The following is a 25545-nucleotide window of genomic DNA, read 5'->3' as shown; positions in this document are numbered from 1 at the left end:
CCATGTTTGGCCATATGAAGTCCGATATCGAGACCGTGTTCGACAATGATCCCGCGGCCAGAAGCAAATTTGAAGTTGTATTTACTTACTCGGGTCTTCATGCGATCTGGGCTCATCGCGTCGCACATGGGTTCTACAAGCGGCGATGGTTCACGGTCGCACGAGTGATCTCCCAGATCAGCCGGTTTTTCACGGGCATTGAAATTCATCCCGGCGCCAGGATCGGCCAGCGGCTGTTCATCGATCACGGGATGGGGGTCGTCATCGGCGAAACATGCGAAATCGGCAATAATGTTGTCATTTATCAAGGGGTAACGCTGGGCGGAACGGGTAAAGAAAAGGGTAAGCGCCATCCGACGATCGGCGATAATGTGGTCATCGGCTCAGGCTCCAAGGTGCTTGGATCCTTCACGGTGGGGGATAATGTAAATATTGGCTCGAACGCGGTTGTCCTTCGCGAAGTGCCTTCGAACAGCACGGTTGTCGGCAACCCCGGACGGGTGGTCAAACGGAACGGCGAGCGCGTGAACGACCGGCTGGACCATACGCAGCTGCCTGACCCCGTTATCGACCTGCTGCGGGATATGCAGCAGCAGCTCGACGATCTGAAGAAGGAATTGAAAAGAGAACGTAACAAAGAACCTATTGCTGGGGGAGAACCGAGAATATGACCTTGCACATTTATAATACGATGTCCCGGGAGAAGGAAGCGTTTGTCCCGCTTGAGCCGGGGAAAGTCAAGATGTATGTCTGCGGACCGACGGTTTACGACTATATTCATATCGGGAATGCGCGGCCGGTCATCTTCTTCGATGTCGTTCGCCGTTATCTGGAATCGACAGGCTACGACGTGAATTATATTGTCAATTTCACGGATGTCGACGATAAGCTGATTCGCAAGGCGGAGCAGCTCGGTACGACCGTCCCTGAGGTTGCGGATCGATTCATTACGGCGTTTAACGAGAATATCGAAGGGCTTGGCGTGCGTAAGGCGACATTGAATCCGCGGGTAACCGACCATATACCGGAGATTATTGCGTTTATCGAAGCGCTGGTGGCGAAGGATTATGCCTACGCCAGCGGCGGCGACGTCTACTTCCGTACCAACAAGTTCGAAGATTACGGCAAGCTGTCCCATCAGAACATGGATGAGCTGCAGCTTGGGATCCGGATTGAAGTGGATGAACGCAAGGAGAATGGCCAGGATTTCGTCCTATGGAAGGCGGCGAAGCCAGGCGAGATTTATTGGGATAGCCCATGGGGAGCGGGACGCCCGGGCTGGCATATCGAGTGCTCGGCAATGGCGCGCAAATATTTGGGCAATACGCTGGATATCCATGGCGGGGGCCATGACCTTCAATTTCCGCATCATGAGTGCGAAGTGGCGCAATCCGAATCGCTGAGCGGCGAGCCGCTTGCGCGTTATTGGATGCATAATGGGTATATTCATATTAACAATGAAAAAATGTCCAAATCGCTCGGCAATGGAATTACCGTTAACGAGCTGTTGAAACGCGCAAAGCCGGCTGCAATCCGCTATTTCATGCTGTCGTCGCATTATCGCAGTCCTCTGAATTTCAATGAAGATACCATTGCGCAGTCGGAAAGCAGCGTAATGCGAATGGCGAACTGCCTGGGCAATCTGAAGCATCGCCTATCATCGGCCGGTAACGCGGCTGACGAGGACTTACAGGCTATGCAGAAGCGTATGGACGAAATCAAGGCGCAATTCAATGCCAAGATGGATGACGACTTCAATACGCCGGATGCGATTACCGCGCTATTCGAGCTGATTAGCGAAGCGAATCAATATTTGCAGAAGCCCGTCGTTACGAAGCAGGGGCTTCAAAGCTTTATCGATGCGCTGGAATCGATCGATGCCGTCCTTGGCCTGCTGCCGGTGCACGCGTCGCAAGAAGCGGGGCTGCCGGACGCGGAGATCGAGGCGCTCATTGTCGAGAGAGTTGAAGCGCGCAAAGCGAAAAATTGGGCGAGGGCGGATGAAATCCGGGATCTCCTCTCCGAGCAAGGAATCGTGCTTGAGGATACGCCTCAAGGGCTTCGTTGGAAACGCAAATGATGATAAAGCCAACCGATCAGACGAAGCAAATCAACGGTGGTGGAGAAACGATTCAAGGCGATATGGACGGATCTGTGGAAGAAATGGCTGCCGGCCTCTTGTTTCATGCGCCGGCAAAGCCGCCGAATTTATTAAATCCGGTCGTCCTTGCTTATATCGGCGATGCGGTATTCGAGCTGATGGTGAGACAGTATTTGGTCTCGCTGCCGAATCATAAATCCCACCATCTGCATAAAGAAGCGACGTTATTCGTATCCGCCAAAGCCCAGAAGAGCCTGCTCGATAAATGGCAGCCGCTGCTCTCTGAGGAAGAGGCGGATATCGTAAGGCGGGGGCGAAATACGAAGTCGGGGACCCCGCCGAAGAATGCCGATCCCGGGGATTATCGCCATGCTACGGCACTGGAATGCCTGGTCGGCTATTTGTACTATACGAAACAGAACGCGAGGCTGCGGCAATTAATGGCGGTTGCCTTCGAGAATCGGATCTAACCCAGGACATAGCGGCAGCAATGAGGAGGACAAGGGAATGACTGAGCGGGACGAGCAAGAATGGATTGCGGGCAAACACCCTGTCATGGAAGCACTTCGCTCCGGACGGGAAATCAACAAAATATGGATCGCCGAGCAGGCACAGAAAGGTCTGGTGCCCATCCTTGCGGAAGCCAAGAAAGCCGGCATTATCGTGCAGGTTGTCGATAAACGGAAGCTCGACCAGATGGTCGACGGCGGGGCGGCTCACCAGGGGATCGTGGCGCAAGCGGCGGCATACCGGTATTTTGAGGTGGACGAGCTGTTGGACCGGGCGCGTGAAAGCGGAGAAATGCCGTTCCTGATTCTGCTGGACGAAATCGAAGATCCGCATAACTTGGGGTCGATTCTTCGTACGGCCGAGTGTACGGGGGTGCACGGAGTGATCATTCCGAAGCGCAGGTCTGCTTCTCTGACGGCAACCGTATCGAAGACATCGGCTGGCGCGGTGGAATATGTGCCGGTGGCGCGCGTCACGAATTTGGCGCAGACGATAGACCGGCTGAAGGAAGAAGGCATCTGGATCGCGGGTGCCGATGTCGGAGCGAAGCAGGACGTCTATGAATCGTCGACCAACCTGGATATGCCGCTGGCGGTTGTGATCGGGAACGAGAGCAAGGGAATAGGCCGGCTTATTCGCGAGAAGTGCGATTTCTTGGTGAAGCTGCCTATGCACGGCCAATTGAATTCGCTCAATGCGTCTGTCGCGGCAGGCGTCTTAATGTACGAAGTGGTGCGGCAGCGGCGGAGTCGTTAAAGATGCGCCGTCGTGAAGACGCGCTGCTGGTAGACGGATACAACATGATCGGTGCTTGGCCAGAATTAGCGCGGCTAAAAGAGAAGAGTCTGGAGGAGGCGCGGGACAGGCTGCTTGAGATGTTGGCCGATTATCAAGGCTTCTCCGGCATGCAAATCGTCGTGGTCTTCGATGCTCACCAAGTGCCGGGAGTGGGGTCCAGCTTCAAACAGTACCGGGTCAGCGTCGTGTTTACGAAGGAGAAGGAGACGGCGGATGCCTGCATCGAACGGCTGGCGTCCGAAATGGCCATGAGGAGCCGCAATTTGTACGTGGCTACCTCCGACCAGGTCGAGCAGCGGGTAGCGTTCGGCAAGGGAGCGCTCCGGATATCAGCCCGCGAGCTGCTCATAGACATCGGCCAGAATCGGAAGGAAATCGAGAAGGTGCTGGAGCGTCCGAAGAACAAACGCAATGAGCTCGATAACAATTTGAGTTTGGATGTGAGAATGAAGCTGGAGCGGTGGCGAAGGGGCCAAAATTAAAGCGATATGACGCAAATGAGTTAGCTATTCTGACAAAATGGCGCATATTAATCCCTGCAGGCTTCCAATTTTTCTAGATTATAAGGAACATTCGACATGATCGTCGTTGACGATGGGAGGTTACATAATGTATACTGGGTCTATGTCTTTATGGACAGGAACCAGGGAGCGGTGCGCTCCGCCTCAAAATACAAAAGCGATTAAACGGCTGCACTCACTTGGTGTGATGGAGAACGTTTGCGCTCGGAAACACTTTAGAAGTGCACGCCTTTCGAGCCGGAGGGATTGTTCGTGAGCATCGACCTCAAAGAATGGAAAATGCTGGACTATGACTGCAGAACGGACGAAGACATAGTTGAAGCGGTTCGCGAGGGTGACGGCGAAGCGCTGGAGTATTTAATTAATAAGTATAAGAACTTTGTCCGTGCTAAAGCTCGTTCCTATTTCCTGATCGGGGCCGATCGCGAAGATATTGTGCAGGAAGGCATGATAGGCCTGTACAAGTCGATACGGGATTTTAAAGGAGACAAGCTTGCTTCGTTCAAAGCATTCGCTGAGCTGTGCATAACCCGTCAGATCATAACGGCCATCAAGACGGCGACGCGGCAGAAGCACATTCCCCTGAATTCATACGTATCTTTGGACAAGCCCATTTACGATGAGGATTCCGATCGCACCCTGTTGGACGTTATTTGCGGTACGCGGGTATCGGACCCCGAAGAATTGATTATTAATCAAGAAGAATTTGTCGGTCTGGAAGACAAGATGTCGGAGATATTGAGCGACTTGGAACGCAAGGTGCTCATGCTCTATTTGGACGGCCGTTCTTATCAAGAGATCGCTGTTGATCTGGATCGTCATGTGAAATCGATTGATAACGCACTGCAGCGGGTGAAGCGTAAGCTGGAACGTTATTTGGAAGTGCGCAATATAACCGGCTGACCGATATTGGGTTGCCGTCAAGTAAGGGAATGAAAGACTGAGAGCCTCGCAGATGCGGCTCTTTTTTTGTGAAGGTGCTTAGATGACGCGGGGTTTGTAATGGTAGAATTTGGTCGATACTGTTTGATGCCAAGATGGAGAACCTTGATTGTACAAGAAACGCCAGGGGTGGCGGGGGATTGCGGGAAGTGACGGGTACGCATTTGGAGGTAAGGCTGCAAAGCGTGACGGCTAGTTTTTCGTTGACACTGGACTATTGCGTGTGATAAAGTGTTTTGGTAGCCCTAAATAGGTTTTTTTTATTGTGGGTACTGAATCACGCTGCTTAAACATACAACGGTTCACGCTTTTTTTATTTGTTAGCCCGGGAGGTGTACGGCAATGCGGGTTATTATTACGTTGGCTTGCACGAATTGCAAACAAAGAAACTACGCAAGCAGCAAGAACAAACGCAATCACCCCGACCGCATCGAGATGAAGAAGTTTTGCAAGTTTTGTAACGAGCATACTCCTCATCGCGAGACGAGATAGGACTTGGAGGTGTGGACGTGGCATTTCTAGCTAAGGTGAAGCAAAGCTTCGGATCGACGTTTTCCTTTTTCTCCGAGAGCTTCGCGGAATTGAAGAAAGTCCGCTGGCCAAGCCGTAAAGAGTTGACAAGCTACACGCTCGTCGTTCTGTTCACGATCGTGCTTGTGACTGTTTACTTTTGGGTTCTTGACATCGGGATCTCCAGTTTGGTCGAACTGATCGTTTAAGAAGGGTCCAAGGGTGGCTTGTTATGGAAAAAAGATGGTACGTTGTGCATACTTACTCTGGCTATGAGAACAAGGTGAAAGCCAACCTCGAGAAGCGGGTTGAATCCATGGGCATGGAAGATAAGATCTTTCGCGTTCTCGTTCCGATGGAAGAAGAAGTGGTAAACAAAGACGGCAAGAAAAAAACCGTCATGCGTAAAGTTTACCCCGGCTACGTCCTGGTGGAGATGGTTCAAACCGATGATTCCTGGTATGTCGTTCGTAATACGCCAGGCGTGACTGGATTCGTAGGATCGACCGGATCCGGCTCGAAACCGACTGCGCTATTGCCCGATGAAGTGGAGCAAATCCTCAAGCATATGGGTATGGAGGAACCGAAGCCGAAGATCGAGTTCGATCTGAAAGAAACCGTCCGCGTAAAAGTAGGTCCATTCGCTAACTTTGTCGGCACGGTAGAAGAAATTCTGCTAGACAAGAGCAAACTGAAGGTACATGTTAATATGTTTGGCAGGGAAACCCCGCTTGAGCTGGATTATACTCAGGTGGAGAAGATATAAATCCGGTTTCCGGGCAGCCCCTCAGGGGTAGGTGGTCGGGATAGATCCGTCTATTTCTGATCATTGGATTACTACGGCAAGGAGGTGTGCAACATGGCAAAAAAGGTCATCAAGTTAGTTAAACTGCAAGTTCCTGCAGGCAAAGCGAATCCGGCTCCGCCGATCGGTCCTGCTCTGGGTCAAGCGGGTGTAAACATCATGGCGTTCTGTAAAGAGTTTAACGCTCGTACAGCCGACCAAGCCGGATTGATTATTCCGGTTGTGATCACCGTGTTTGAAGACCGTTCCTTCACGTTCGAAACAAAAACGCCACCGGCTGCTGTTCTCCTTCGCGTTGCTGCGAAGATTGACAAAGGGTCAGGCGAACCGAACAAGAAGAAGGTCGCTACTGTGAAACGTGACAAAGTTCGCGAAATCGCAGAAACCAAAATGCCTGACCTGAACGCTGCATCCGTGGAAGCGGCAATGCGTATGGTCGAAGGTACTGCTCGCAGCATGGGCGTTGTCATCGAAGACTAATCGGGCGGCAATCGTCACATGCTAGAGACACGCTAGAAGGCGTTGCTTTAACGGACGGAACGATTCGCGTTCCGTGCCGGTGGGAGGATCTCCGATAGGGGAATTTCCGTTAAAACCACATAAGGAGGAGACTATCAATGGCTAAACACGGCAAGAAGTATCAAGAAGCCGCGAAGCTGATCAACCCTGAAGCGACTTACGAAGCTGCAGAAGCGATCGAGCTCGTGAAGAAAGCCGCATCGGCGAAATTCGACGAAACAGTTGAAGCGGCTGTGCGTCTCGGCGTAGATCCGAAGAAGCAAGACCAAGCGGTGCGTGGGGTTGTCGTACTTCCGCACGGCACAGGCAAAACTCAACGCGTACTCGTTTTTGCAAAAGGCGAGAAAGCGAAAGAGGCAGAAGCAGCTGGCGCTGACTTTGTCGGCGATGCTGATGTGATCAACAAAATCCAACAAGGCTGGTTCGAGTTCGACGTTTGCGTCGCTACGCCGGACATGATGGCTGAAGTTGGTAAGCTCGGACGTATTCTCGGCGGTAAAGGTCTTATGCCGAACCCTAAAGCGGGTACCGTAACGTTCGACGTTTCCAAAGCGGTTAAAGAAATCAAGGCCGGTAAGATTGAGTACCGTCTTGACAGAGCAGGACAAATTCACGCGCCAATTGGTAAAGTATCCTTCACTGCCGAGCAGTTGAACGAAAACCTTCGTTCCCTGATCGAAGCGCTGAACCGTGCTAAACCAGCTGCTGCTAAAGGAATTTACCTGAAGAACATCGCCGTATCCTCCACGATGGGCCCAAGCGCTCGCGTGAACGCAGTTGTATTCCGCTAAGAGAGATACGATCGATTGACATTCGAATACGCATACCGTAGACAGTAGGTGCCATCAAGGCTTAATTTCCTACCGAGGTGTTATGATAAAGTGTTTGTGACGCTGCCTTCGGCAGACGAACAACGAACCATCATGGCCTTCGCTACATCCGCGAAGGCCTTTCTCATGCATCGCGGATGAAGGAATTCATTGCTTGAAACGGGATGTCGAGTAAATAACGGGAGGTGTACAAATTGGCAAACGCAAAGATTATTCAAGGCAAGCAAGAAGCCGTTGAAACAATCATTACAAAATTCCGCGAAAGCTCCTGCACGGTTGTTGCAGACTACCGTGGTTTGAACGTTGCGCAAGTGACGGAACTTCGTAAACAGCTGCGCGAAGCGGGAGTAGAGTTTCAAGTACTGAAAAACTCGCTCGTACGCCGTGCGACTGACAGTGCTGAACTGAAACAATTGCATGAAGTGCTGACAGGACCGACTGCAGTTGCATTCTGCAACACGGACGCAGTTGCTCCGGCTAAGATCCTCAACGATTATGCCAAGAAGAACGAAGCACTGAAACTTAAAGGCGGCGTTGTTGAAGGTAACGTTTATAATGCAAGTGAGATCAAAGCATTGGCTGAGCTGCCATCGCGCGATGGTTTGCTTTCCATGCTCCTCAGCGTCCTGCAAGCGCCTATGCGCAACTTCGCCCTTGCTGTTAAAGCAGTGGCTGAGCAGAAGGAAGCTTAAGACGTATTTTATCCGAAGCATAAACCGCTTCATGAACCAATTAAATCAAACAAATTTACTGGAGGTTTAACCATGAGCAAAGAGCAAATCTTGGAAGCCATCAAAGGCATGAACGTTCTTGAACTGAACGATCTCGTTAAAGCAATCGAAGAAGAATTCGGCGTAACAGCAGCAGCACCAGTTGCAGTAGCAGCTGGCGGCGCAGCAGTTGCTGAAGAGCAATCTGAATTCGACGTAATTCTGAACAGCGCTGGCGCTTCGAAAATCAACGTTATTAAAGTTGTTCGCGAAATCACAGGTCTTGGCCTGAAAGAAGCAAAAGACCTTGTTGACAACGCACCGAAGGCAATCAAAGAAAAAGTAAGCAAAGAAGATGCAGAAGGAATCAAAGCTAAACTTGAAGAAGCAGGCGCTTCCGTAGAAGTAAAGTAATTCTCTTCTGAGTATCATGCAACGAACCCCTTGAAGCGTCTGCTTCAAGGGGTTCGCTTTATTGAAATATGCGCCAAGATAAAGGCGGTAGTATCATTCGTAGCTGAAAACGTACGCCGTATAGTGCCTATAAGCTGTCAAATACGACGCGGGTTTATTGTTGCGAGATGGAGGATAAAACGATGGCGGATCATTATTATTCGAAATCACCGGTTGTCAAGTCGGATCGTCAAATTCACGAGACTGTGCTTCGAAGCATCAAGCTGCGGTTCATTACCGACAAAGGGGTTTTCTCAAAGTCCGGCGTTGATTACGGAAGCCGCGTATTGGTCGAAGCGCTCGAGCTTGCTCCGGGAGCGCAGGTTCTCGATGTAGGGTGCGGGTATGGCGCAATTGGGATTACGGCGGCCAAGATGAATCCTGCAGGTCATATCACGATGATCGATATTAATGAACGGGCTGTGCAGCTGGCGCAAGAAAATGCGGTGCTGAATGCGGTGACGAATATAACGGTACTGCAGAGCGATCTGTATGAACGGGTAAAGGATCAACGCTTTGATGTCATTGTAACGAACCCTCCGATTAGGGCCGGCAAAGCCGTCGTGCATCAAATTTTTGAAGAAGGCGCGGAATTACTGCGGCCAGGCGGCTATATGTGGATCGTCATTCAGAAGAAGCAAGGCGCTCCATCAGCGGAAGCGAAGCTGAGCACGTTGTTCGACCGGGTGGATGAAATGACGAAAGACAAGGGGTATCGTATCTTCCGCGCACAAAAGAAAGCTTAAGAAATCGAAAACGATTGGTTGACTTGACATTTCGAATATGATATCATTATAAAATGTCAGTATTAGAATGGGATCAATCTCTTTAGCCAACTAAAATGTCAAGCGTTATTTTTCGCGAATAAGAAATGCGGATTTGACGTATAATGTTTAGTTTTTGGGCAAAAGTACTTAATATGGGATTTTGGTCTATTGACGCGAAGCGACAGACAGAAACATGCTCTTTTTTCGAATCTTCGATAAGGGCTTTTCTTTATTGAATCAGACTTTGCATGCTCTACACTCGATCCGTTTACGTGCGCAAAGGCTTGCGGTTCCTTAACTGCAGGTGGTTTGCGCCTGCCGGAAAGCATGCATTGTTCATTTTTCTGTGAAGCAGACATGAGGGGTGAGGTTAAGTTGGCAGGACAACTTGTTCAGTATGGTCGGCGCACGCGCAGGAGCTATGCTCGTATCGAGGAGGTGCTCGAAGTTCCGAACCTGATTGAAATCCAACAAAAATCGTATGAGAAGTTTTTGGAGAAGGATTTGCTTGAGCTTTTCCAGGACATCTCGCCGATTCAGGATTTTACAGGTAATTTGATGCTCGAGTTTATCGACTACTCGCTTGGCGAGCCGAAATATTCGGTTGATGATTCGAAAGAGCGTGACGTAACTTATGCGGCACCGCTGCGGGTTAAGGTTCGGCTTATCAACAAAGAAACCGGCGAAGTGAAAGAGCAAGAAGTGTTCATGGGCGATTTTCCGCTGATGACCGAGACCGGCACCTTTATTATTAATGGTGCGGAACGGGTTATTGTCAGCCAATTGGTTCGCTCACCTAGCGTGTACTTCAGTACGAAAGTGGATAAGAACGGCAAGAAAAATTACACGGCTACGGTCATTCCGAACCGCGGCGCATGGTTGGAGCTTGAAACCGATGCGAAGGACATTATCTATGTCCGTATTGACCGCACGCGGAAGATACCTGTAACGGTTCTGCTTCGCGCACTCGGTTTTGGCACCGATGCGGAGATTCTGGACCTGCTTGGCCACGATGAATATATCCGCAACACGTTAGATAAGGACAACACCGATTCGACGGAGAAGGCGTTGATTGAGATCTACGAACGGCTGCGTCCGGGCGAGCCGCCGACGTTAGATAACGCGAAGAGCTTGCTGGTTGCCCGTTTCTTCGATCCAAAACGTTATGACCTGGCGAATGTCGGTCGATATAAAATAAACAAAAAGCTTCACATTAAGAACAGATTGTTCAATCAGAAATTGGCGGAAACGCTTGTTGATCCGGCAACCGGGGAAATTATTGCCGAAGCTGGGCAAATGATCGACCGCCGCCTGTTGGATGAAATTTTGCCGCATCTTGAGAAGAATGTCGGTTTCAAGACGTATCACGTTGCGAACGGCGTTCTTGATGCCGATAGTATTCCACTTCAGGCAATCAGTGTATTCTCGCCGACAGAAGATGGAAAAGTAATCAAGGTGATTGCGAACGGCGTGATTGATAAAGGCGTGAAGCATATTACGCCGGCTGACATCATTTCGTCGATCAATTACTTCATCGACTTGCTGCATGGTGTCGGAAGCACGGACGACATCGACCACTTGGGCAACCGCCGTCTGCGTTCCGTAGGCGAGCTGCTGCAGAATCAGTTCCGCATCGGTTTGTCCCGTATGGAGCGCGTCGTGCGCGAGCGGATGTCGATTCAGGATGCGAATGCCATTACACCGCAGGCGTTGATCAACATTCGTCCGGTTATCGCATCGATTAAAGAGTTCTTCGGTTCCTCGCAGCTCTCGCAGTTTATGGACCAAACGAATCCGTTGGCTGAATTGACGCATAAACGCCGTTTATCCGCTCTCGGACCCGGCGGTTTGACGCGGGAGCGCGCAGGCTTCGAAGTTCGTGACGTTCACCACTCTCACTATGGCCGTATGTGTCCGATTGAGACGCCGGAGGGTCCGAACATTGGTCTGATCAACTCGTTGTCGACCTTTGCGCGAATTAACGAATATGGCTTCATCGAAGCGCCATATCGTTGGGTTGATCCGAAGACCGGAATCGTAAGTGAGCAGATTGCTTATCTGACGGCAGATGAAGAGGATAACTACGTTATTGCGCAAGCGAACGTGGAACTGACCGAGGAAGGCAAATTTGCCGAGGATGCCGTAATCGTCCGTTACAACAAACAGGCGGATAACATCCTGACCATGCCTAGCGACCGCGTCGACTATATGGACGTATCGCCGAAGCAGGTCGTATCGGTTGCGACGGCGCTCATTCCGTTCCTCGAGAACGATGACTCCAACCGCGCGCTGATGGGATCGAACATGCAGCGGCAGGCGGTTCCTCTTCTTATACCGAAGGCTCCGCTTGTCGGCACCGGGATGGAGCATAAGTCAGCGAAAGATTCTGGCGTATGTATCGTCGCTAAATATGATGGTGTGATTGAACGCGTATCCGCTAATGAAATTTGGCTGCGTCGTATAGAGATTATAGACGGAAAGCCGGTTACCGGCGATCTGATCAAGCAAAAGCTTCATAAGTTTATGCGTTCCAACCAAGGTACGTGCATCAACCAACGGCCGCTTTGCCGTAAAGGGGATGTAGTCAAGAAGGGCGATATTCTCGCGGACGGTCCTTCCACCGAGATGGGCGAATTAGCCCTTGGCCGCAACGTCGTCGTTGCGTTCATGACGTGGGAAGGCTACAACTACGAGGATGCTATTCTGCTAAGCGAGAAGCTCGTCAAAGAAGATGTGTACACTTCCATTCACATCGAGGAATACGAGTCCGAAGCCCGGGATACGAAGCTCGGTCCCGAAGAAATTACACGCGATATCCCGAACGTCGGGGAAGAAGCGCTCCGCAATCTAGACGAGCGCGGCATTATCCGCGTAGGCGCTGAAATTGGCGCCGGAGATATTCTGGTCGGTAAAGTAACGCCTAAGGGCGTGACGGAGCTGACGGCTGAAGAACGCTTGCTGCACGCCATCTTCGGCGAGAAAGCGCGCGAAGTACGGGATACCTCGTTGCGGGTGCCTCACGGTACGGATGGCATCGTCGTGGATGTGAAGGTGTTCACACGCGAGAACGGCGATGAATTGCCTCCTGGCGTTAACCAGCTCGTACGTGCTTACATTGCTCAGAAACGTAAGATTTCCGAAGGCGACAAAATGGCGGGACGTCACGGTAACAAAGGGGTTATCGCCAGAATTTTGCCGGAAGAGGATATGCCGTTCCTGCCGGATGGCACGCCTGTTGAAGTTGTCCTAAACCCATTGGGCGTACCGTCGCGTATGAACATCGGTCAGGTTCTCGAGGTTCACTTGGGTATGGCGTGTAAGCATCTGGGTATCCACTCATCAACGCCTGTATTCGACGGCGCTCGTGAGTACGACGTATTTGATACGATGGAAGAAGCCGGTATGCAGCGTAACGGTAAGACCGTCCTGTACGACGGCCGGACCGGTGAAGAGTTTGAGCGCGAAGTTACCGTAGGCGTCATGTACATGATCAAACTGGCGCATATGGTCGACGACAAAATCCATGCCCGTTCCACAGGTCCTTACTCGCTTGTTACCCAGCAGCCGCTGGGCGGTAAAGCGCAGTTCGGCGGACAGCGCTTCGGGGAGATGGAAGTTTGGGCTCTGGAGGCATATGGCGCAGCCTATACGCTCCAAGAAATTCTTACCGTTAAATCCGATGACGTCGTCGGCCGCGTGAAGACGTACGAGTCGATCGTCAAGGGCGAGAACGTGCCGGAGCCGGGCGTTCCTGAGTCGTTCAAGGTTTTGATCAAGGAGCTTCAGAGCTTGGGTATGGACGTCAAGATCCTGACCGAGAACGAGGAAGAGATCGAAATGAAGGAAATGGACGACGAAGACGATGGTCAGAGCGATAAGCTGAATCTGAACCTTGAAGGATCAGAGGTTGGCGTCGAGTAACATACATGTACGGATGCAGCATAGCAGTTGATGTTTCGAATCAGGCTTGACACAAGTGAACCATAAGCGAAGGAGGGTTGCTCCTTGTTGGACGTGAACAACTTCGAGTACATGAAGATTGGATTAGCATCGCCAGATAAAATCCGTTCTTGGTCGCGCGGTGAGGTTAAGAAACCGGAAACGATCAACTACAGGACGCTAAAGCCTGAGAAGGAAGGATTATTCTGCGAAAAAATCTTCGGGCCGACGAAGGACTGGGAGTGCCATTGCGGCAAATATAAACGCGTACGTTACAAAGGCGTCGTTTGCGACCGCTGCGGCGTGGAAGTAACACGGGCGAAGGTTCGCCGCGAACGGATGGGGCATATCGAGCTTGCCGCGCCAGTATCGCATATCTGGTATTTCAAAGGAATTCCAAGCCGGATGGGGCTAGCACTCGATATGTCGCCCCGTTCGCTGGAAGAGATTATCTATTTTGCATCTTATGTCGTAACGGATCCAGGGGATACGCCGCTCGAGAAGAAGCAGCTATTGTCCGAGAAGGAATACCGCAGCTACCGCGAGAAGTACGGCTACGGTTTCCAAGCGGGGATGGGTGCGGAAGCCGTCAAGAAGCTTCTGCAGGACATCGACGTCGAGCGTGAGCTCGAAACGCTTAGAGAAGAGCTGAGAACCGCTCAAGGACAGCGTCGTAACCGTGCTATCAAGCGTTTGGAAGTTATCGAAGCGTTCCGTAATTCCGGCAACCTGCCGGGCTGGATGATTCTGGATGTCCTGCCGGTTATTCCGCCGGAGCTTCGTCCGATGGTCCAGCTGGACGGCGGACGCTTTGCAACCTCCGACTTGAACGATCTGTATCGTCGGGTCATTAACCGGAACAATCGTCTGAAGCGTCTGCTCGATCTGGGCGCTCCAGACATTATCGTGCAGAACGAGAAGCGGATGCTGCAAGAGGCCGTCGATGCTCTGATCGACAACGGCCGCCGCGGCCGTCCGGTAACGGGCCCGGGCAACCGTCCGCTCAAATCGCTTAGCCATATGCTGAAAGGGAAGCAAGGTCGCTTCCGTCAGAACCTGTTGGGTAAACGGGTTGACTACTCCGGCCGTTCCGTTATCGTCGTCGGTCCGAGCCTCAAGATGTATCAGTGCGGGCTGCCGAAAGAAATGGCGCTCGAGCTGTTCAAACCTTTCGTCATGAAAGAGCTCGTCAACAAGGGCTTGGCTCATAACATCAAGAGCGCGAAGCGCAAGGTCGAGCGCGTTAGCCCTGAAGTATGGGATGTCCTCGAAGAAGTCATCAAAGAGCATCCGGTACTGCTAAACCGCGCCCCTACGCTTCACCGTCTCGGTATTCAAGCGTTTGAACCGATTCTGGTTGAAGGGCGCGCTATCAAGCTTCATCCGCTTGTTTGTACCGCGTACAACGCGGATTTCGACGGCGACCAGATGGCTGTTCACGTTCCGCTGTCGGCTGAAGCGCAAGCAGAAGCGCGTCTGCTGATGCTCGCTTCCGGGAACATCTTGAACCCGAAAGACGGCAAGCCGGTCGTTACGCCTTCTCAGGATATGGTTCTGGGAAGCTACTATTTGACGATGGATAACAAAGAAGCGAAGGGCAGCGGCTCCGTATTCGCAAATATAAACGAAGCGATTTCTGCTTACCAACGCGGAATTGTATCCCTGCATGCTCGCGTATTTATTCCGGTCAAAGTGCTGAAGAAAGTCACCTTTACCGAGGAGCAGCAGCAATCGTTACTGTTGACGACAGTCGGCAAAATCATTTTCAATGAAATTTTCCCGGAAACGTTCCCTTATATCAATGAGCCGAGCAAAGCCAATCTGCTCTATGGAACGCCGTCCAAATACTTCGTCACGAAAAAGGGTGCGGATCTGCAAAGCTTTATGCAGGAAATCCCTATTGTTGGCGGTGTCGGTAAGGAATACCTGGGCTATATTATTGCAGAGGTTTTCCGTATCTACGAAACGACTCAAACGTCGATTACGCTCGACCGCATCAAGCAGCTCGGATTTACGTACTCGACACGTGCAGGCATTACGATTGCCGTCTCGGACGTTATCGTACCGCAGGAGAAGCAGGAAATTCTTAAAGAGTCTGAAGACAAAGTCAAGGTGGTCACCAACCAATATCGTCGTGGTCTTATCACCAACGAAGAACGGTATGACCGCGTCATTGATATTTGGGGCCAGACGAAAGATAAAATTACCGATGTCCTCATGAAATCGATGGATCGCTATAACTCCATCATGCTCATGGTGGATTCCAAGGCGCGGGGTAACAAATCGCAGATTACACAGCTTGGCGGTATGCGGGGGCTGATGGCCAACCCGTCCGGACGTATTATCGAGTTGCCGATCAAATCGAACTTCCGTGAAGGACTAACCGTTCTCGAGTACTTCATCTCGACGCACGGTGCCCGTAAAGGTCTTGCCGATACGGCGCTGCGTACAGCGGATTCCGGTTACCTGACACGGCGTCTGGTAGACGTAGCTCAAGACGTGATCGTTCGTGAGGACGATTGCGGTACGGATAAAGGCTTCATGGTCAGCAAAATCCAAGATGGCAAAGAGGTTATCGAGGATCTGTATGACCGTATCGAAGGCCGCTACTCGTTCGAGACGATCCGTCATCCGGAATCGGGCGAAGTTATCGTTCACCGCAGCGAGTTGATCGATTCGAGCAGGGCGGAAGCGATCATCGAAGCCGGAGTGGAGAAGCTACAAATCCGTTCCGTACTGAGCTGCCGCGCGAGACATGGCGTATGTAAAATTTGTTACGGACGTAACCTTGCTACCGGCAAGCATGTTGAGATCGGGGAAGCTGTCGGCATTATTGCCGCTCAATCGATCGGTGAGCCGGGAACACAGCTTACGATGCGTACATTCCATACCGGCGGTGTCGCCGGAGACGATATTACGCAAGGTTTGCCGCGTATTCAAGAGCTCTTCGAAGCGCGTAATCCGAAAGGTCAAGCGATCATTACCGAGCTTGACGGCGTAATTAAAGATATTCGCGAGGCGAAAGACCGCCGCGAAATTGAAGTTCAAGGCGAAGCGGAGAGCAAGGTGTATCCGGTTAGCTACGGCTCCAGAATTCGCGTCATTAAAGGTCAACATATTGAAGCAGGCGATGAGCTTACCGACGGATCGATCGATCCGAAGGATATGCTGCGCATCAAAGGGATCCGTGGCGTTCAGAACTATATTCTGCAAGAAGTTCAACGCGTTTACCGGAACCAGGGCGTTGAAATTAACGATAAGCACGTTGAAGTCATGATCAAGCAAATGCTTCGTAAAATCCGCATCGTGGACGCGGGAGATACGACTCTGCTCCCTGGAGCATTCGTGGATATTCATGAATACGAGGCAGCTAACCGTGAAGCGATCCTGTCAGGTCTTGAGCCTGCTGTTGCCAAACCGGTATTGCTGGGGATTACGAAAGCGTCGCTGGAAACAGACTCCTTCTTGTCGGCAGCTTCTTTCCAAGAGACGACTCGCGTCCTTACGGATGCAGCGATCAAAGGGAAAGTGGACCAATTGCTCGGCCTGAAAGAGAATGTTATTATCGGCAAGCTCATCCCGGCAGGAACAGGGATGAACCGTTACCGCAGTATTCGTCTAGCTGGCATGGAAGAAGAGTTGGAAACTATGCAGGAAGCTGAGACGGTACCGGTAGAATCATAAGTCATCGGAAATGGCATCTCATCCTAGGATAGAAGCCTGGAGCTAGTAGTGACGCGGCCCTCATTGAGGGCCGTTGTCCTGCTCTTCCGTATTAAACATCTGGTCTAAGTTATGATTTACAAATTCAGATATAAAACTTGCTTGACATGTTGTTGGGCGAAGTGCTACTATATCGAAGTGTGCCTATTGGCATGACCCCTGAGCTTGTACAAATCAGAACAGAAAGCACGTTAGCAGCAGCGTTCTTGACTTGGGAGGAAGGGATATCATGCACTTTATGATTGGTAGTAAACAGACGGCTAAGATGGTGGAGCAGAAGAAAGCCATTGAAGTCTACGTTGCACAAGATGCAGATCCGCGTATGAAGGACAATATTGTCCAGCTTTGCGAACAGGCGGGCGTACCGATCACCTGGATTGATACGATGAAGAACCTTGGGGAAACCTGCGGTATCGAAGTCGGAGCTGCCATGGCCGCGGTCATACCGGAAATCAAATAAAGAGCTGTCGTTTTTACCGGGGAAGAAGCGGTGAAAACATTCGTTTGTTTCTTTATGAACCGCCTGGATCTGTGGGCTTATAAACAGCCTCATGATGTAACAAGCGCTTTTCATTACAGGAAGGAGGTGGCAGTATGCCAACAATTAATCAGCTAGTACGCAAAGGCCGTGAAGCGAAAGTCGTTAAATCGAAATCGCCGGCATTGCAAAGAGGGTTCAACGCACTGAAACGCGAAGCAACTGACATTAGCGCTCCACAGAAGCGCGGTGTATGCACGCGTGTAGGTACGATGACGCCGAAGAAACCAAACTCCGCATTGCGTAAATACGCAAGGGTTCGTCTGACGAACAAAGTTGAGGTCACAGCCTACATTCCAGGTATCGGACACAACTTGCAGGAGCACAGTGTCGTCTTGATTCGTGGCGGCCGGGTTAAAGACCTTCCGGGTGTTCGTTACCATATCGTTCGCGGTGCGCTCGATACGGCTGGCGTAAACAACCGTAAGCAATCCCGTTCGAAATACGGTACGAAACGCGCTAAAGTTAAGAAATAAGACATAGCAGTCCTCAACTAGAGTATTGCCATGAACATCAAAGTGAATAATTGAGAAAGGGGGACACCCTCATGCCACGCAAAGGTCCAGTACCAAAACGCGATGTGCTGCCGGATCCGCTGTATAACAGCAAGCTTGTAACACGTTTGATTAACCGCATCATGATCGACGGTAAACGCGGCGTTGCCCAAACTATTTTGTACGATGCGTTCACGCTTATCAATGAACGTTCGGGCAAAGATCCAATGGAAGTGTTTGAAGCAGCCATCAAGAACATCATGCCTGTACTTGAGGTTAAAGCTCGCCGTGTAGGCGGTTCTAACTACCAAGTACCAATCGAAGTTAAGCCTGAGCGCCGTACGGCACTAGGTCTTCGTTGGCTCGTGAACTACTCGCGTAACCGCGGGGAGAAAACGATGGAAGAGCGTCTAGCAGCAGAAATTCTAGATGCATCCAACAACACAGGCGCTTCTGTTAAGAAACGCGAAGATACACACAAGATGGCGGAAGCTAACAAAGCATTCGCACACTACCGTTGGTAGGATTCGCATAGACGAAAGGAGACATAATCATGGCAAGAGAGTTCTCCTTGAAAAATACGCGTAATATCGGGATTATGGCGCATATTGACGCGGGTAAAACGACCACTACCGAACGGATTCTGTTCTATACAGGCCGTACCCACAAAATCGGCGAGGTGCACGAAGGTGCAGCTACGATGGACTGGATGGAGCAGGAGCAGGAGCGCGGCATTACGATTACGTCGGCCGCGACGACTGCACAGTGGAATGGTCACCGCATCAACATTATCGACACCCCGGGGCACGTTGACTTCACAGTAGAAGTTGAACGTTCCCTGCGTGTATTGGACGGGGCCGTTGGGGTTTTCAGTGCGAAAGAAGGCGTAGAGCCGCAATCCGAGACGGTATGGCGTCAAGCTGACCGTTACGGCGTTCCGCGGATCGCATACGTCAACAAGATGGACATCATCGGTGCAGACTACCTGAATGTTATTAAAGACATGCGCGAGCGTCTGCAAGCGAATGCCGTTGCAATCCAACTTCCGATCGGAGCCGAGAGCGACTTCGTAGGTATGATCGACATCGTTGAACGTGTCGCTTATAAGTACAAAGACGATCTGGGCAAAGCTCCGGAAAAAATCGAAATTCCTGACGAGTACAAAGATAAAGTTGAAGAGCTTCGTCTTGAACTCGTTGAGAAAGTCGCTGAGCTCGATGAAGAGCTCACGATGAAATACCTTGAAGGTGAAGAAATCACGATCCCTGAGCTGAAAGCAGCAATGCGTAAAGGCGTATGCGAAGTGAAAATCTTCCCGGTTGTCTGCGGATCTTCTTACCGCAACAAAGGTGTTCAGTCTATGCTTGACGCCGTTGTTGATTATCTGCCAGCTCCTATTGATGTTCCAGACATCAAAGGTACGCTGGAAGACGGAACAGAGGCCGTACGTAAATCTTCTGACGATGAGCCGTTCTCGGCACTTGCATTCAAAATCATGACAGATCCTTACGTTGGTAAGTTGACGTTCTTCCGCGTATACTCCGGTATTCTTAACTCCGGTTCGTACGTTGTGAACTCGACGAAAGGCAAACGTGAGCGTATCGGCCGGATTCTCCAGATGCATGCAAACAGCCGTCAAGAGATCACAGAAGTATATTCAGGCGATATTGCAGCAGCAGTCGGTCTGAAGGATACGACAACGGGCGACACCTTGTGCGATGAGAAAAACCCGGTTATTCTTGAATCGATGAACTTCCCTGAGCCGGTTATCCAGCTTGCGGTTGAGCCTAAAACAAAAGCCGACCAAGACAAGATGGGTATCGCTCTTCAGAAGCTGGCGGAGGAAGATCCAACTTTCCGTGCGCACACCGATGAAGAAACCGGTCAAACCATCATCGCAGGTATGGGTGAGCTTCACCTTGAGATTCTAGTAGACCGTATGCTTCGCGAATTCAAAGTCGAAACGAACGTTGGTAAACCGCAGGTTGCTTACCGTGAGACGTTCCGTACGGCTGCGAAGGTCGAAGGCAAGTTCGTTCGCCAATCCGGCGGTCGCGGACAATACGGACACTGTTGGATCGAGTTTGAACCGCAAGAGCCAGGCACTGGTTTCCTCTTTGAAAACAAAGTTGTCGGCGGATCGGTTCCACGTGAGTACATTGCTCCGGTTCAAGCAGGTATCGAAGAGTCGATGAAGAATGGTGTTCTTGCTGGCTTCCCTCTGGTTGACATCAAAGCAACAATCTTCGACGGTTCCTATCATGACGTTGACTCCAACGAGATGGCGTTCAAAATTGCTGGTTCTATGGCCCTTAAAGCGGCTAAAGATAAGTGTAACCCAGTATTGCTTGAGCCAATCATGAAAGTTGAAGTCAGCGTGCCTGAAGAGTACATGGGCGACGTAATGGGTATGCTGAGTTCCCGTCGCGGTCGCATCGAAGGTTCGGATTCGCGCCATGGTGCGCTTATTATCCGTGCTAAGGTGCCTCTGGCCGAGATGTTTGGTTACTCGACGACGTTGCGTTCCGGTACACAAGGCCGCGGTGTATTCTCCATGGAGCTTTCGCACTATGAAGAAGTACCGAAGTCGATTTCCGAGGACATCATTTCCAAATCTAAAGGTGCTTAATTAAGCATTCTTTCGATCGGAAATCTATTATAAGTTGTATATTGGGCGGATTTCGGCTACCTTTTAGAAGTGAGCCGCATCCGGCCGATCACATAAACATTTCTTTATATTAAGGAGGAAGAAGTTCAATGGCTAAGGCTAAATTTGAACGTAATAAACCGCACGTTAATATCGGTACAATCGGTCACGTTGACCATGGTAAAACAACGCTGACGGCTGCCATCACAACTGTTCTTTCCAAAAGATACGGTGGAGCAGCTATCGCATTCGACCAAATCGACAAAGCGCCAGAAGAGCGCGAGCGCGGTATCACGATCTCGACATCCCACGTAGAGTATGAGACGCCTAACCGTCACTATGCTCACGTTGACTGCCCAGGTCACGCCGACTACGTTAAAAACATGATTACGGGTGCAGCTCAAATGGACGGCGCTATCCTCGTCGTATCCGCAGCTGACGGCCCAATGCCACAAACGCGCGAGCACATCCTGCTCTCCCGCCAAGTAGGCGTTCCTTACATCGTCGTATTCCTGAACAAATGCGACATGGTTGAAGACGAAGAGTTGCTTGAACTGGTTGAAATGGAAGTTCGCGACCTTCTCAGCGAATATGAATTCCCAGGCGATGACACGCCAATCATCCGTGGTGCAGCTCGTGAAGCTCTTGCTAACCCAGATGGCGAGTGGGCTGACAAAGTTGTTGAATTGTTCGAGCAAATCGACACTTACATCCCAACTCCAGAGCGCGACGTTGCAAAACCGTTCCTTATGCCAGTTGAGGACGTGTTCACAATCACAGGCCGTGGTACAGTTGCGACTGGCCGTGTTGAGCGTGGCGTAGTTAAAGTATCGGACGAGATCGAAATTATCGGTCTTGTTGAAGAAAGCCGCAAATCTGTTGTTACGGGCGTTGAAATGTTCCGTAAGCTGCTTGACTCCGCTCAAGCTGGCGACAACATCGGCGCATTGCTTCGTGGTGTAGATCGTAAAGACATCGAGCGCGGACAAGTTCTTGCGAAGCCAGGTTCGGTTAAGCCTCACACGAACTTCACTGCTCAAATCTACGTTCTGACTAAAGAAGAAGGTGGCCGTCACAAGCCTTTCTTCACAGGCTACCGTCCACAGTTCTACTTCCGTACGACGGACGTTACGGGCATCATCAACCTGCCAGAAGGCACTGAGATGGTTATGCCAGGCGACAACATCACAGTAACGGTTGAACTGATCGCTCCAATCGCACTGGAAGATGGCACGCGCTTCTCTATCCGCGAAGGCGGACGTACAGTAGGCGCTGGCGCAGTTGCTTCCATCCAAAAATAATGAATTGCGGCTTTAGCCGCATTCAAAGCCCTCACCTTACGGTGGGGGCTTTCTTTATAACTCAAGAAGATACCGGAATCTTACTCGATATTTCTGTGGGATGAAAACAGTCCAATGCCAATGAAGGCGTCAGCGGATCTTCTTGCTAGGATACAATTTCTATTATTTGAGGTTTGCCCGGAATGTGTTTCTTCTATAATAATAGAAGGAACGCATTTGACCCGGTATGAAGGAGAAAGCTGATAAGGTGATAAAGACCTGTTAGCTGACAGCTTATTCGCGGCATTGATCATTAATCCGATTACATGAGCGGGTCCGTACATGGCTGTGGACGAAGATCTGCTTGGGAGCTGTGCGTCCTGACGTGAACAATCAAGATGTTTTTTGAAACAAGCCTAAATTACTTGTTGCATTCGCCTTCTGTTTTAGATATAATAGTGAACGTTGGTCTGTGACGTTGCGATGATGCGAGAGGTTGTCGACACACCCGGCTCCTTTGCCATGAGGGGCTGTGTCGGGTTTTCCCGCGGAGTATGTCCGATAAATAATTGGGCGTTAGAAGGAGGGACTTATATGGCAAAGCAAAAGATTCGTATACGCTTGAAAGCGTACGATCACAGAATTCTTGACCAGTCCGCAGAGAAAATTGTGGAAACTGCGAAACGATCCGGTGCAGGCGTGTCGGGACCGATTCCGCTTCCGACTGAAAAGCAAATCATCACCATTCTGCGCGCTGTACACAAGTACAAGGATTCTCGGGAGCAATTCGAAATGCGCACACACAAGCGCTTGATCGATATTGTGAACCCAACGCCGCAAACGGTAGATGCATTAATGCGACTCGATCTGCCATCCGGTGTAGATATCGAAATCAAACTGTAAGGCAAGCATAACGGAAACTGGAAAGGAAAAGAGGTGTCAACATGAAAGGTATCTTAGGAAAAAAACTAGGAATGACGCAAGTGTTCACGGCTGAAGGCAACGTGATCCCGGTTACGGTTATCGAAGCAGGCCCGAACGTCGTCCTTCAAAAGAAAGACCAAGAGAACGATGGCTACGAAGCTATTCAACTTGGTTTCTCCGATAAGAAAGAAAAGAACGCAACGAAGCCGGAAATCGGCCATGCGAAAAAAGCTGAAACAGCACCTAAGCGCTACGTTCGTGAGATTCGCGGTATCAACGCTGCTGAATTTGAGGTTGGCCAAGTAGTAAAAGCTGATCTGTTCGCAGCAGGCGAATTCGTTGACGTAACAGGTATTTCGAAGGGTAAAGGATTCCAAGGTAACATTAAACGTTGGAACCAAAGCCGCGGTCCAATGTCTCACGGTTCGCGCTACCATCGTGGTCCTGGCTCCATGGGCTCGATTCAAGCAAACCGCGTTCCAAAAGGCAAAAGACTTCCGGGTCACATGGGTAATGAGACGGTTACGATTCAAAACCTTGAAATCGTACGCGTCGATGCTGATCGCAACGTACTGCTCGTTAAAGGTGCGATCCCAGGTCCGAAAAACTCTTACGTTAAAGTGAGATTGACAGTTAAGAAATAATTGCTCTGAAGAAAGGAGGAACAAGCAATGCCGAAAGTAGCACTATTAAGCGTGAACGGTTCGCAAGTTGGCGAATTGGAATTGTCCGAGAACGTGTTTGGCATTCAGCCGAACGTTCATGTATTGCATAGCGCAGTACTGCTGCAGCAAGCTGCAGAGCGTCAAGGTACGCACAAGACTAAAGGTCGCTCTGAGGTTCGTGGCGGCGGCCGTAAGCCTTGGAAACAAAAAGGTACGGGTCGTGCTCGCCAAGGTAGCATCCGCTCCCCGCAATGGGTTGGCGGAGGTACGGTTTTTGGACCGGTACCACGCAGCTATGGCTTCAAGCTTCCTAAGAAAGTTCGCCGTCTGGCGATCAAATCCGCTCTCTCTTCCAAGGTAATCGATAATAACCTTATCGTACTTGACCAGTTGGCGTTGGCGGCACCGAAAACAAAAGAATTTGCAGCTATTTTGAACAACCTCAAAGTAGGAAGCAAAGCGCTTGTTGTTACGGCTAACTACGAAGATAACGTAGCTTTGTCCGCTCGCAACATCCCAGGAGTTAAGTTCGTCGCAGCTGATGGCATTAATGTTCTGGATGTCATGGTACATGACAAACTTATTATTACCAAGGATGCAGTAGAGAAAGTACAGGAGGTGCTTGCGTAATGAAGAACCCACGCGATCTTATCAAGCGCCCGATTATTACGGAACAAACGAGCGATTTCATGGCGAACAAGCGTTATGTGTTCGAAGTGGACATTCGCGCGAACAAAACCGAAATCAAAGACGCGATCCAACAGATCTTTAAAGTTAAAGTGACGAAAGTCAACACAATGCTTATGCCGGCTAAGCCAAAGCGCTATGGCCGCTATAACGGATATACAACCGAATGGAAAAAAGCGATCGTTCAACTGAGCGAGGACAGCAACGAGCTGGAATTTTTCGAGACGGTTTAATAACGGTTGAAGCTCTGACCGAGAACTACCGTTAGATAACGGTTAAGGAGGGAATCGAAGTGCCAATCAAGAAGTATAAACCGACTTCCCCGGCCCGCCGTGCAATGTCCGTCTCGACATTCGAGGAAATTACGACAAGCACACCGGAGAAATCGCTTCTGGCGCCGCTTTTCAAAAAAGCTGGCCGCAACAACCAAGGTAAAATTACGGTTCGCCATCATGGTGGCGGCCATAAACGTAAGTACCGGATTATCGACTTCAAACGGAACAAGGACGGCATCGTTGGTCAAGTAGCAACGATTGAGTATGATCCGAACCGTACGTCGAACATCGCGCTTATCAACTATGTGGATGGCGAAAAACGGTACATCATCGCACCAAAAGGCTTGAAAGTGGGCGACAAAATCGTATCCGGCGTTGGTTCCGACATCAAAATCGGCAACGCGATGCCTCTGGAGAACATTCCAGTCGGTACGGTTATCCACAACATTGAGATGAAGCCGGGCAAAGGCGGACAATTGGTTCGTGCTGCCGGTACGGAAGCTCAACTTCTAGGTAAAGAGGACGACTACGCAGTTATTCGCCTTTCTTCCGGCGAAGTTCGTCGCATCCTGAAGAAATGCCGTGCAACAATCGGTTCTGTAGGCAACGAAGATCACGAACTCGTGAAAATCGGTAAAGCCGGCCGTAACCGTTGGATGGGCAAGCGTCCTGAAGTTCGCGGCGTCGTCATGAACCCGAACGATCACCCACATGGTGGTGGTGAAGGCCGTGCGCCAATCGGTCGCAAATCGCCTATGTCTCCATGGGGCAAACCAACGCTTGGTTACAAAACGCGCAAGAAGAAAAAAGCATCGAGCCAATACATTGTTCGTCGTCGTACGAAGTAATAGGCGCATAGACGCCGCCGCGTGACGCCTGTCGCGCGATGTTTCGTGAAGGGAGGATC

The 25545-nt window shown here is 50.6% G+C and carries 26 protein-coding genes and 1 other annotated feature; all 26 genes read left to right on the top strand.

What is annotated here, in order from left to right; all coding sequences use genetic code 11:
• Positions 1 to 2 precede the first annotated feature (2 nt).
• The 26 genes from cysE (at position 3) to rplB (ending at position 25486) form a co-directional block, all read left to right on the top strand.
• The gene (gene cysE / locus L1F29_RS31460) at positions 3 to 671 is read left to right on the top strand and encodes a serine O-acetyltransferase (RefSeq protein ID WP_258385909.1); all 669 of its coding nucleotides are present in this window, start codon (positions 3 to 5) and stop codon (positions 669 to 671) included.
• Positions 668 to 2080 (top strand): cysteine--tRNA ligase, encoded by a 1413-nt coding sequence (gene cysS, locus L1F29_RS31455; protein WP_258385908.1) that lies wholly within the window; start codon positions 668 to 670, stop codon positions 2078 to 2080. Before cysE ends, cysS begins: the two co-directional genes overlap by 4 nt.
• Positions 2081 to 2142: 62 nt before the next feature.
• Entirely contained in the window at positions 2143 to 2571 is a 429-nt protein-coding gene (locus L1F29_RS31450; protein ID WP_373876576.1) for a Mini-ribonuclease 3, read from the top strand.
• A gap of 37 nt (positions 2572 to 2608) precedes the next feature.
• Positions 2609 to 3367, top strand: a complete 759-nt coding sequence (gene rlmB, locus L1F29_RS31445) for a 23S rRNA (guanosine(2251)-2'-O)-methyltransferase RlmB (RefSeq protein WP_258385907.1) — start codon at positions 2609 to 2611, stop codon at positions 3365 to 3367.
• Positions 3368 to 3369: 2 nt separating this feature from the next.
• Positions 3370 to 3891: an NYN domain-containing protein gene (locus L1F29_RS31440; RefSeq protein WP_258385906.1), complete on the top strand. Its 522-nt coding sequence runs from the start codon at positions 3370 to 3372 to the stop codon at positions 3889 to 3891.
• 291 nt (positions 3892 to 4182) lie between these two features.
• Positions 4183 to 4833 carry an RNA polymerase sporulation sigma factor SigH gene (sigH, locus tag L1F29_RS31435; RefSeq protein ID WP_204822517.1) on the top strand — a complete coding sequence of 217 codons (651 nt, stop codon included), beginning with the start codon at positions 4183 to 4185 and terminating at the stop codon, positions 4831 to 4833.
• Between the two features lie 381 nt (positions 4834 to 5214).
• Positions 5215 to 5364, top strand: a complete 150-nt coding sequence (rpmG, locus tag L1F29_RS31430) for a 50S ribosomal protein L33 (RefSeq protein WP_183604319.1) — start codon at positions 5215 to 5217, stop codon at positions 5362 to 5364.
• A 17-nt stretch (positions 5365 to 5381) separates the two neighbouring features.
• Positions 5382 to 5591 (top strand): preprotein translocase subunit SecE, encoded by a 210-nt coding sequence (gene secE / locus L1F29_RS31425; RefSeq protein ID WP_258385905.1) that lies wholly within the window; start codon positions 5382 to 5384, stop codon positions 5589 to 5591.
• Positions 5592 to 5614: 23 nt separating this feature from the next.
• Positions 5615 to 6148 (top strand): transcription termination/antitermination protein NusG, encoded by a 534-nt coding sequence (nusG, locus tag L1F29_RS31420; RefSeq protein WP_020620124.1) that lies wholly within the window; start codon positions 5615 to 5617, stop codon positions 6146 to 6148.
• 93 nt (positions 6149 to 6241) lie between these two features.
• The gene (rplK, locus tag L1F29_RS31415; RefSeq protein WP_204822519.1) at positions 6242 to 6667 is read left to right on the top strand and encodes a 50S ribosomal protein L11; all 426 of its coding nucleotides are present in this window, start codon (positions 6242 to 6244) and stop codon (positions 6665 to 6667) included.
• 137 nt (positions 6668 to 6804) lie between these two features.
• Positions 6805 to 7497 (top strand): 50S ribosomal protein L1, encoded by a 693-nt coding sequence (gene rplA / locus L1F29_RS31410; RefSeq protein ID WP_258385904.1) that lies wholly within the window; start codon positions 6805 to 6807, stop codon positions 7495 to 7497.
• A 17-nt stretch (positions 7498 to 7514) separates the two neighbouring features.
• Positions 7515 to 7671 (top strand) — a sequence feature (ribosomal protein L10 leader region).
• 59 nt (positions 7672 to 7730) lie between these two features.
• Complete coding sequence (gene rplJ / locus L1F29_RS31405) at positions 7731 to 8228, top strand: 50S ribosomal protein L10 (protein WP_258385903.1); 498 nt, start codon at positions 7731 to 7733, stop codon at positions 8226 to 8228.
• Positions 8229 to 8300: 72 nt separating this feature from the next.
• Positions 8301 to 8660 (top strand): 50S ribosomal protein L7/L12, encoded by a 360-nt coding sequence (rplL, locus tag L1F29_RS31400; protein WP_258385902.1) that lies wholly within the window; start codon positions 8301 to 8303, stop codon positions 8658 to 8660.
• 182 nt (positions 8661 to 8842) lie between these two features.
• On the top strand, positions 8843 to 9445 hold the full coding sequence (locus L1F29_RS31395) for a class I SAM-dependent methyltransferase (RefSeq protein WP_258385901.1): 603 nt from the start codon (positions 8843 to 8845) through the stop codon (positions 9443 to 9445).
• A gap of 378 nt (positions 9446 to 9823) precedes the next feature.
• A complete protein-coding gene (gene rpoB / locus L1F29_RS31390) occupies positions 9824 to 13387 on the top strand; it encodes a DNA-directed RNA polymerase subunit beta (protein WP_258385900.1) in 3564 nt (1187 codons plus the stop codon).
• An 84-nt stretch (positions 13388 to 13471) separates the two neighbouring features.
• Complete coding sequence (rpoC, locus tag L1F29_RS31385) at positions 13472 to 17089, top strand: DNA-directed RNA polymerase subunit beta' (RefSeq protein ID WP_258385899.1); 3618 nt, start codon at positions 13472 to 13474, stop codon at positions 17087 to 17089.
• Positions 17090 to 17357: 268 nt separating this feature from the next.
• The gene (locus tag L1F29_RS31380) at positions 17358 to 17588 is read left to right on the top strand and encodes a ribosomal L7Ae/L30e/S12e/Gadd45 family protein (protein WP_258385898.1); all 231 of its coding nucleotides are present in this window, start codon (positions 17358 to 17360) and stop codon (positions 17586 to 17588) included.
• 134 nt (positions 17589 to 17722) lie between these two features.
• Positions 17723 to 18142 carry a 30S ribosomal protein S12 gene (rpsL, locus tag L1F29_RS31375; protein WP_204822526.1) on the top strand — a complete coding sequence of 140 codons (420 nt, stop codon included), beginning with the start codon at positions 17723 to 17725 and terminating at the stop codon, positions 18140 to 18142.
• A gap of 71 nt (positions 18143 to 18213) precedes the next feature.
• Entirely contained in the window at positions 18214 to 18684 is a 471-nt protein-coding gene (rpsG, locus tag L1F29_RS31370; protein WP_204822527.1) for a 30S ribosomal protein S7, read from the top strand.
• Between the two features lie 29 nt (positions 18685 to 18713).
• A complete protein-coding gene (fusA, locus tag L1F29_RS31365; RefSeq protein WP_258385897.1) occupies positions 18714 to 20789 on the top strand; it encodes an elongation factor G in 2076 nt (691 codons plus the stop codon).
• A 128-nt stretch (positions 20790 to 20917) separates the two neighbouring features.
• Complete coding sequence (gene tuf / locus L1F29_RS31360; protein WP_258385896.1) at positions 20918 to 22108, top strand: elongation factor Tu; 1191 nt, start codon at positions 20918 to 20920, stop codon at positions 22106 to 22108.
• A 573-nt stretch (positions 22109 to 22681) separates the two neighbouring features.
• Positions 22682 to 22990 (top strand): 30S ribosomal protein S10, encoded by a 309-nt coding sequence (rpsJ, locus tag L1F29_RS31355; protein ID WP_005544556.1) that lies wholly within the window; start codon positions 22682 to 22684, stop codon positions 22988 to 22990.
• 41 nt (positions 22991 to 23031) lie between these two features.
• A complete protein-coding gene (gene rplC / locus L1F29_RS31350; RefSeq protein WP_258385895.1) occupies positions 23032 to 23655 on the top strand; it encodes a 50S ribosomal protein L3 in 624 nt (207 codons plus the stop codon).
• 27 nt (positions 23656 to 23682) lie between these two features.
• Positions 23683 to 24306, top strand: coding sequence for a 50S ribosomal protein L4 (gene rplD / locus L1F29_RS31345; protein ID WP_258385894.1), 624 nt, complete (start codon positions 23683 to 23685; stop codon positions 24304 to 24306).
• The gene (rplW, locus tag L1F29_RS31340; protein ID WP_258385893.1) at positions 24306 to 24596 is read left to right on the top strand and encodes a 50S ribosomal protein L23; all 291 of its coding nucleotides are present in this window, start codon (positions 24306 to 24308) and stop codon (positions 24594 to 24596) included. Before rplD ends, rplW begins: the two co-directional genes overlap by 1 nt.
• A gap of 59 nt (positions 24597 to 24655) precedes the next feature.
• The gene (gene rplB, locus L1F29_RS31335; RefSeq protein WP_258385892.1) at positions 24656 to 25486 is read left to right on the top strand and encodes a 50S ribosomal protein L2; all 831 of its coding nucleotides are present in this window, start codon (positions 24656 to 24658) and stop codon (positions 25484 to 25486) included.
• The last annotated feature ends 59 nt before the right edge of the window (positions 25487 to 25545 follow it).

It is taken from the genome of Paenibacillus spongiae, from assembly GCF_024734895.1.
Classification (GTDB): Bacteria; Bacillota; Bacilli; order Paenibacillales; family Paenibacillaceae; genus Paenibacillus_Z; species Paenibacillus_Z spongiae.
This window is presented reverse-complemented; position numbering and strand designations above follow the sequence as displayed.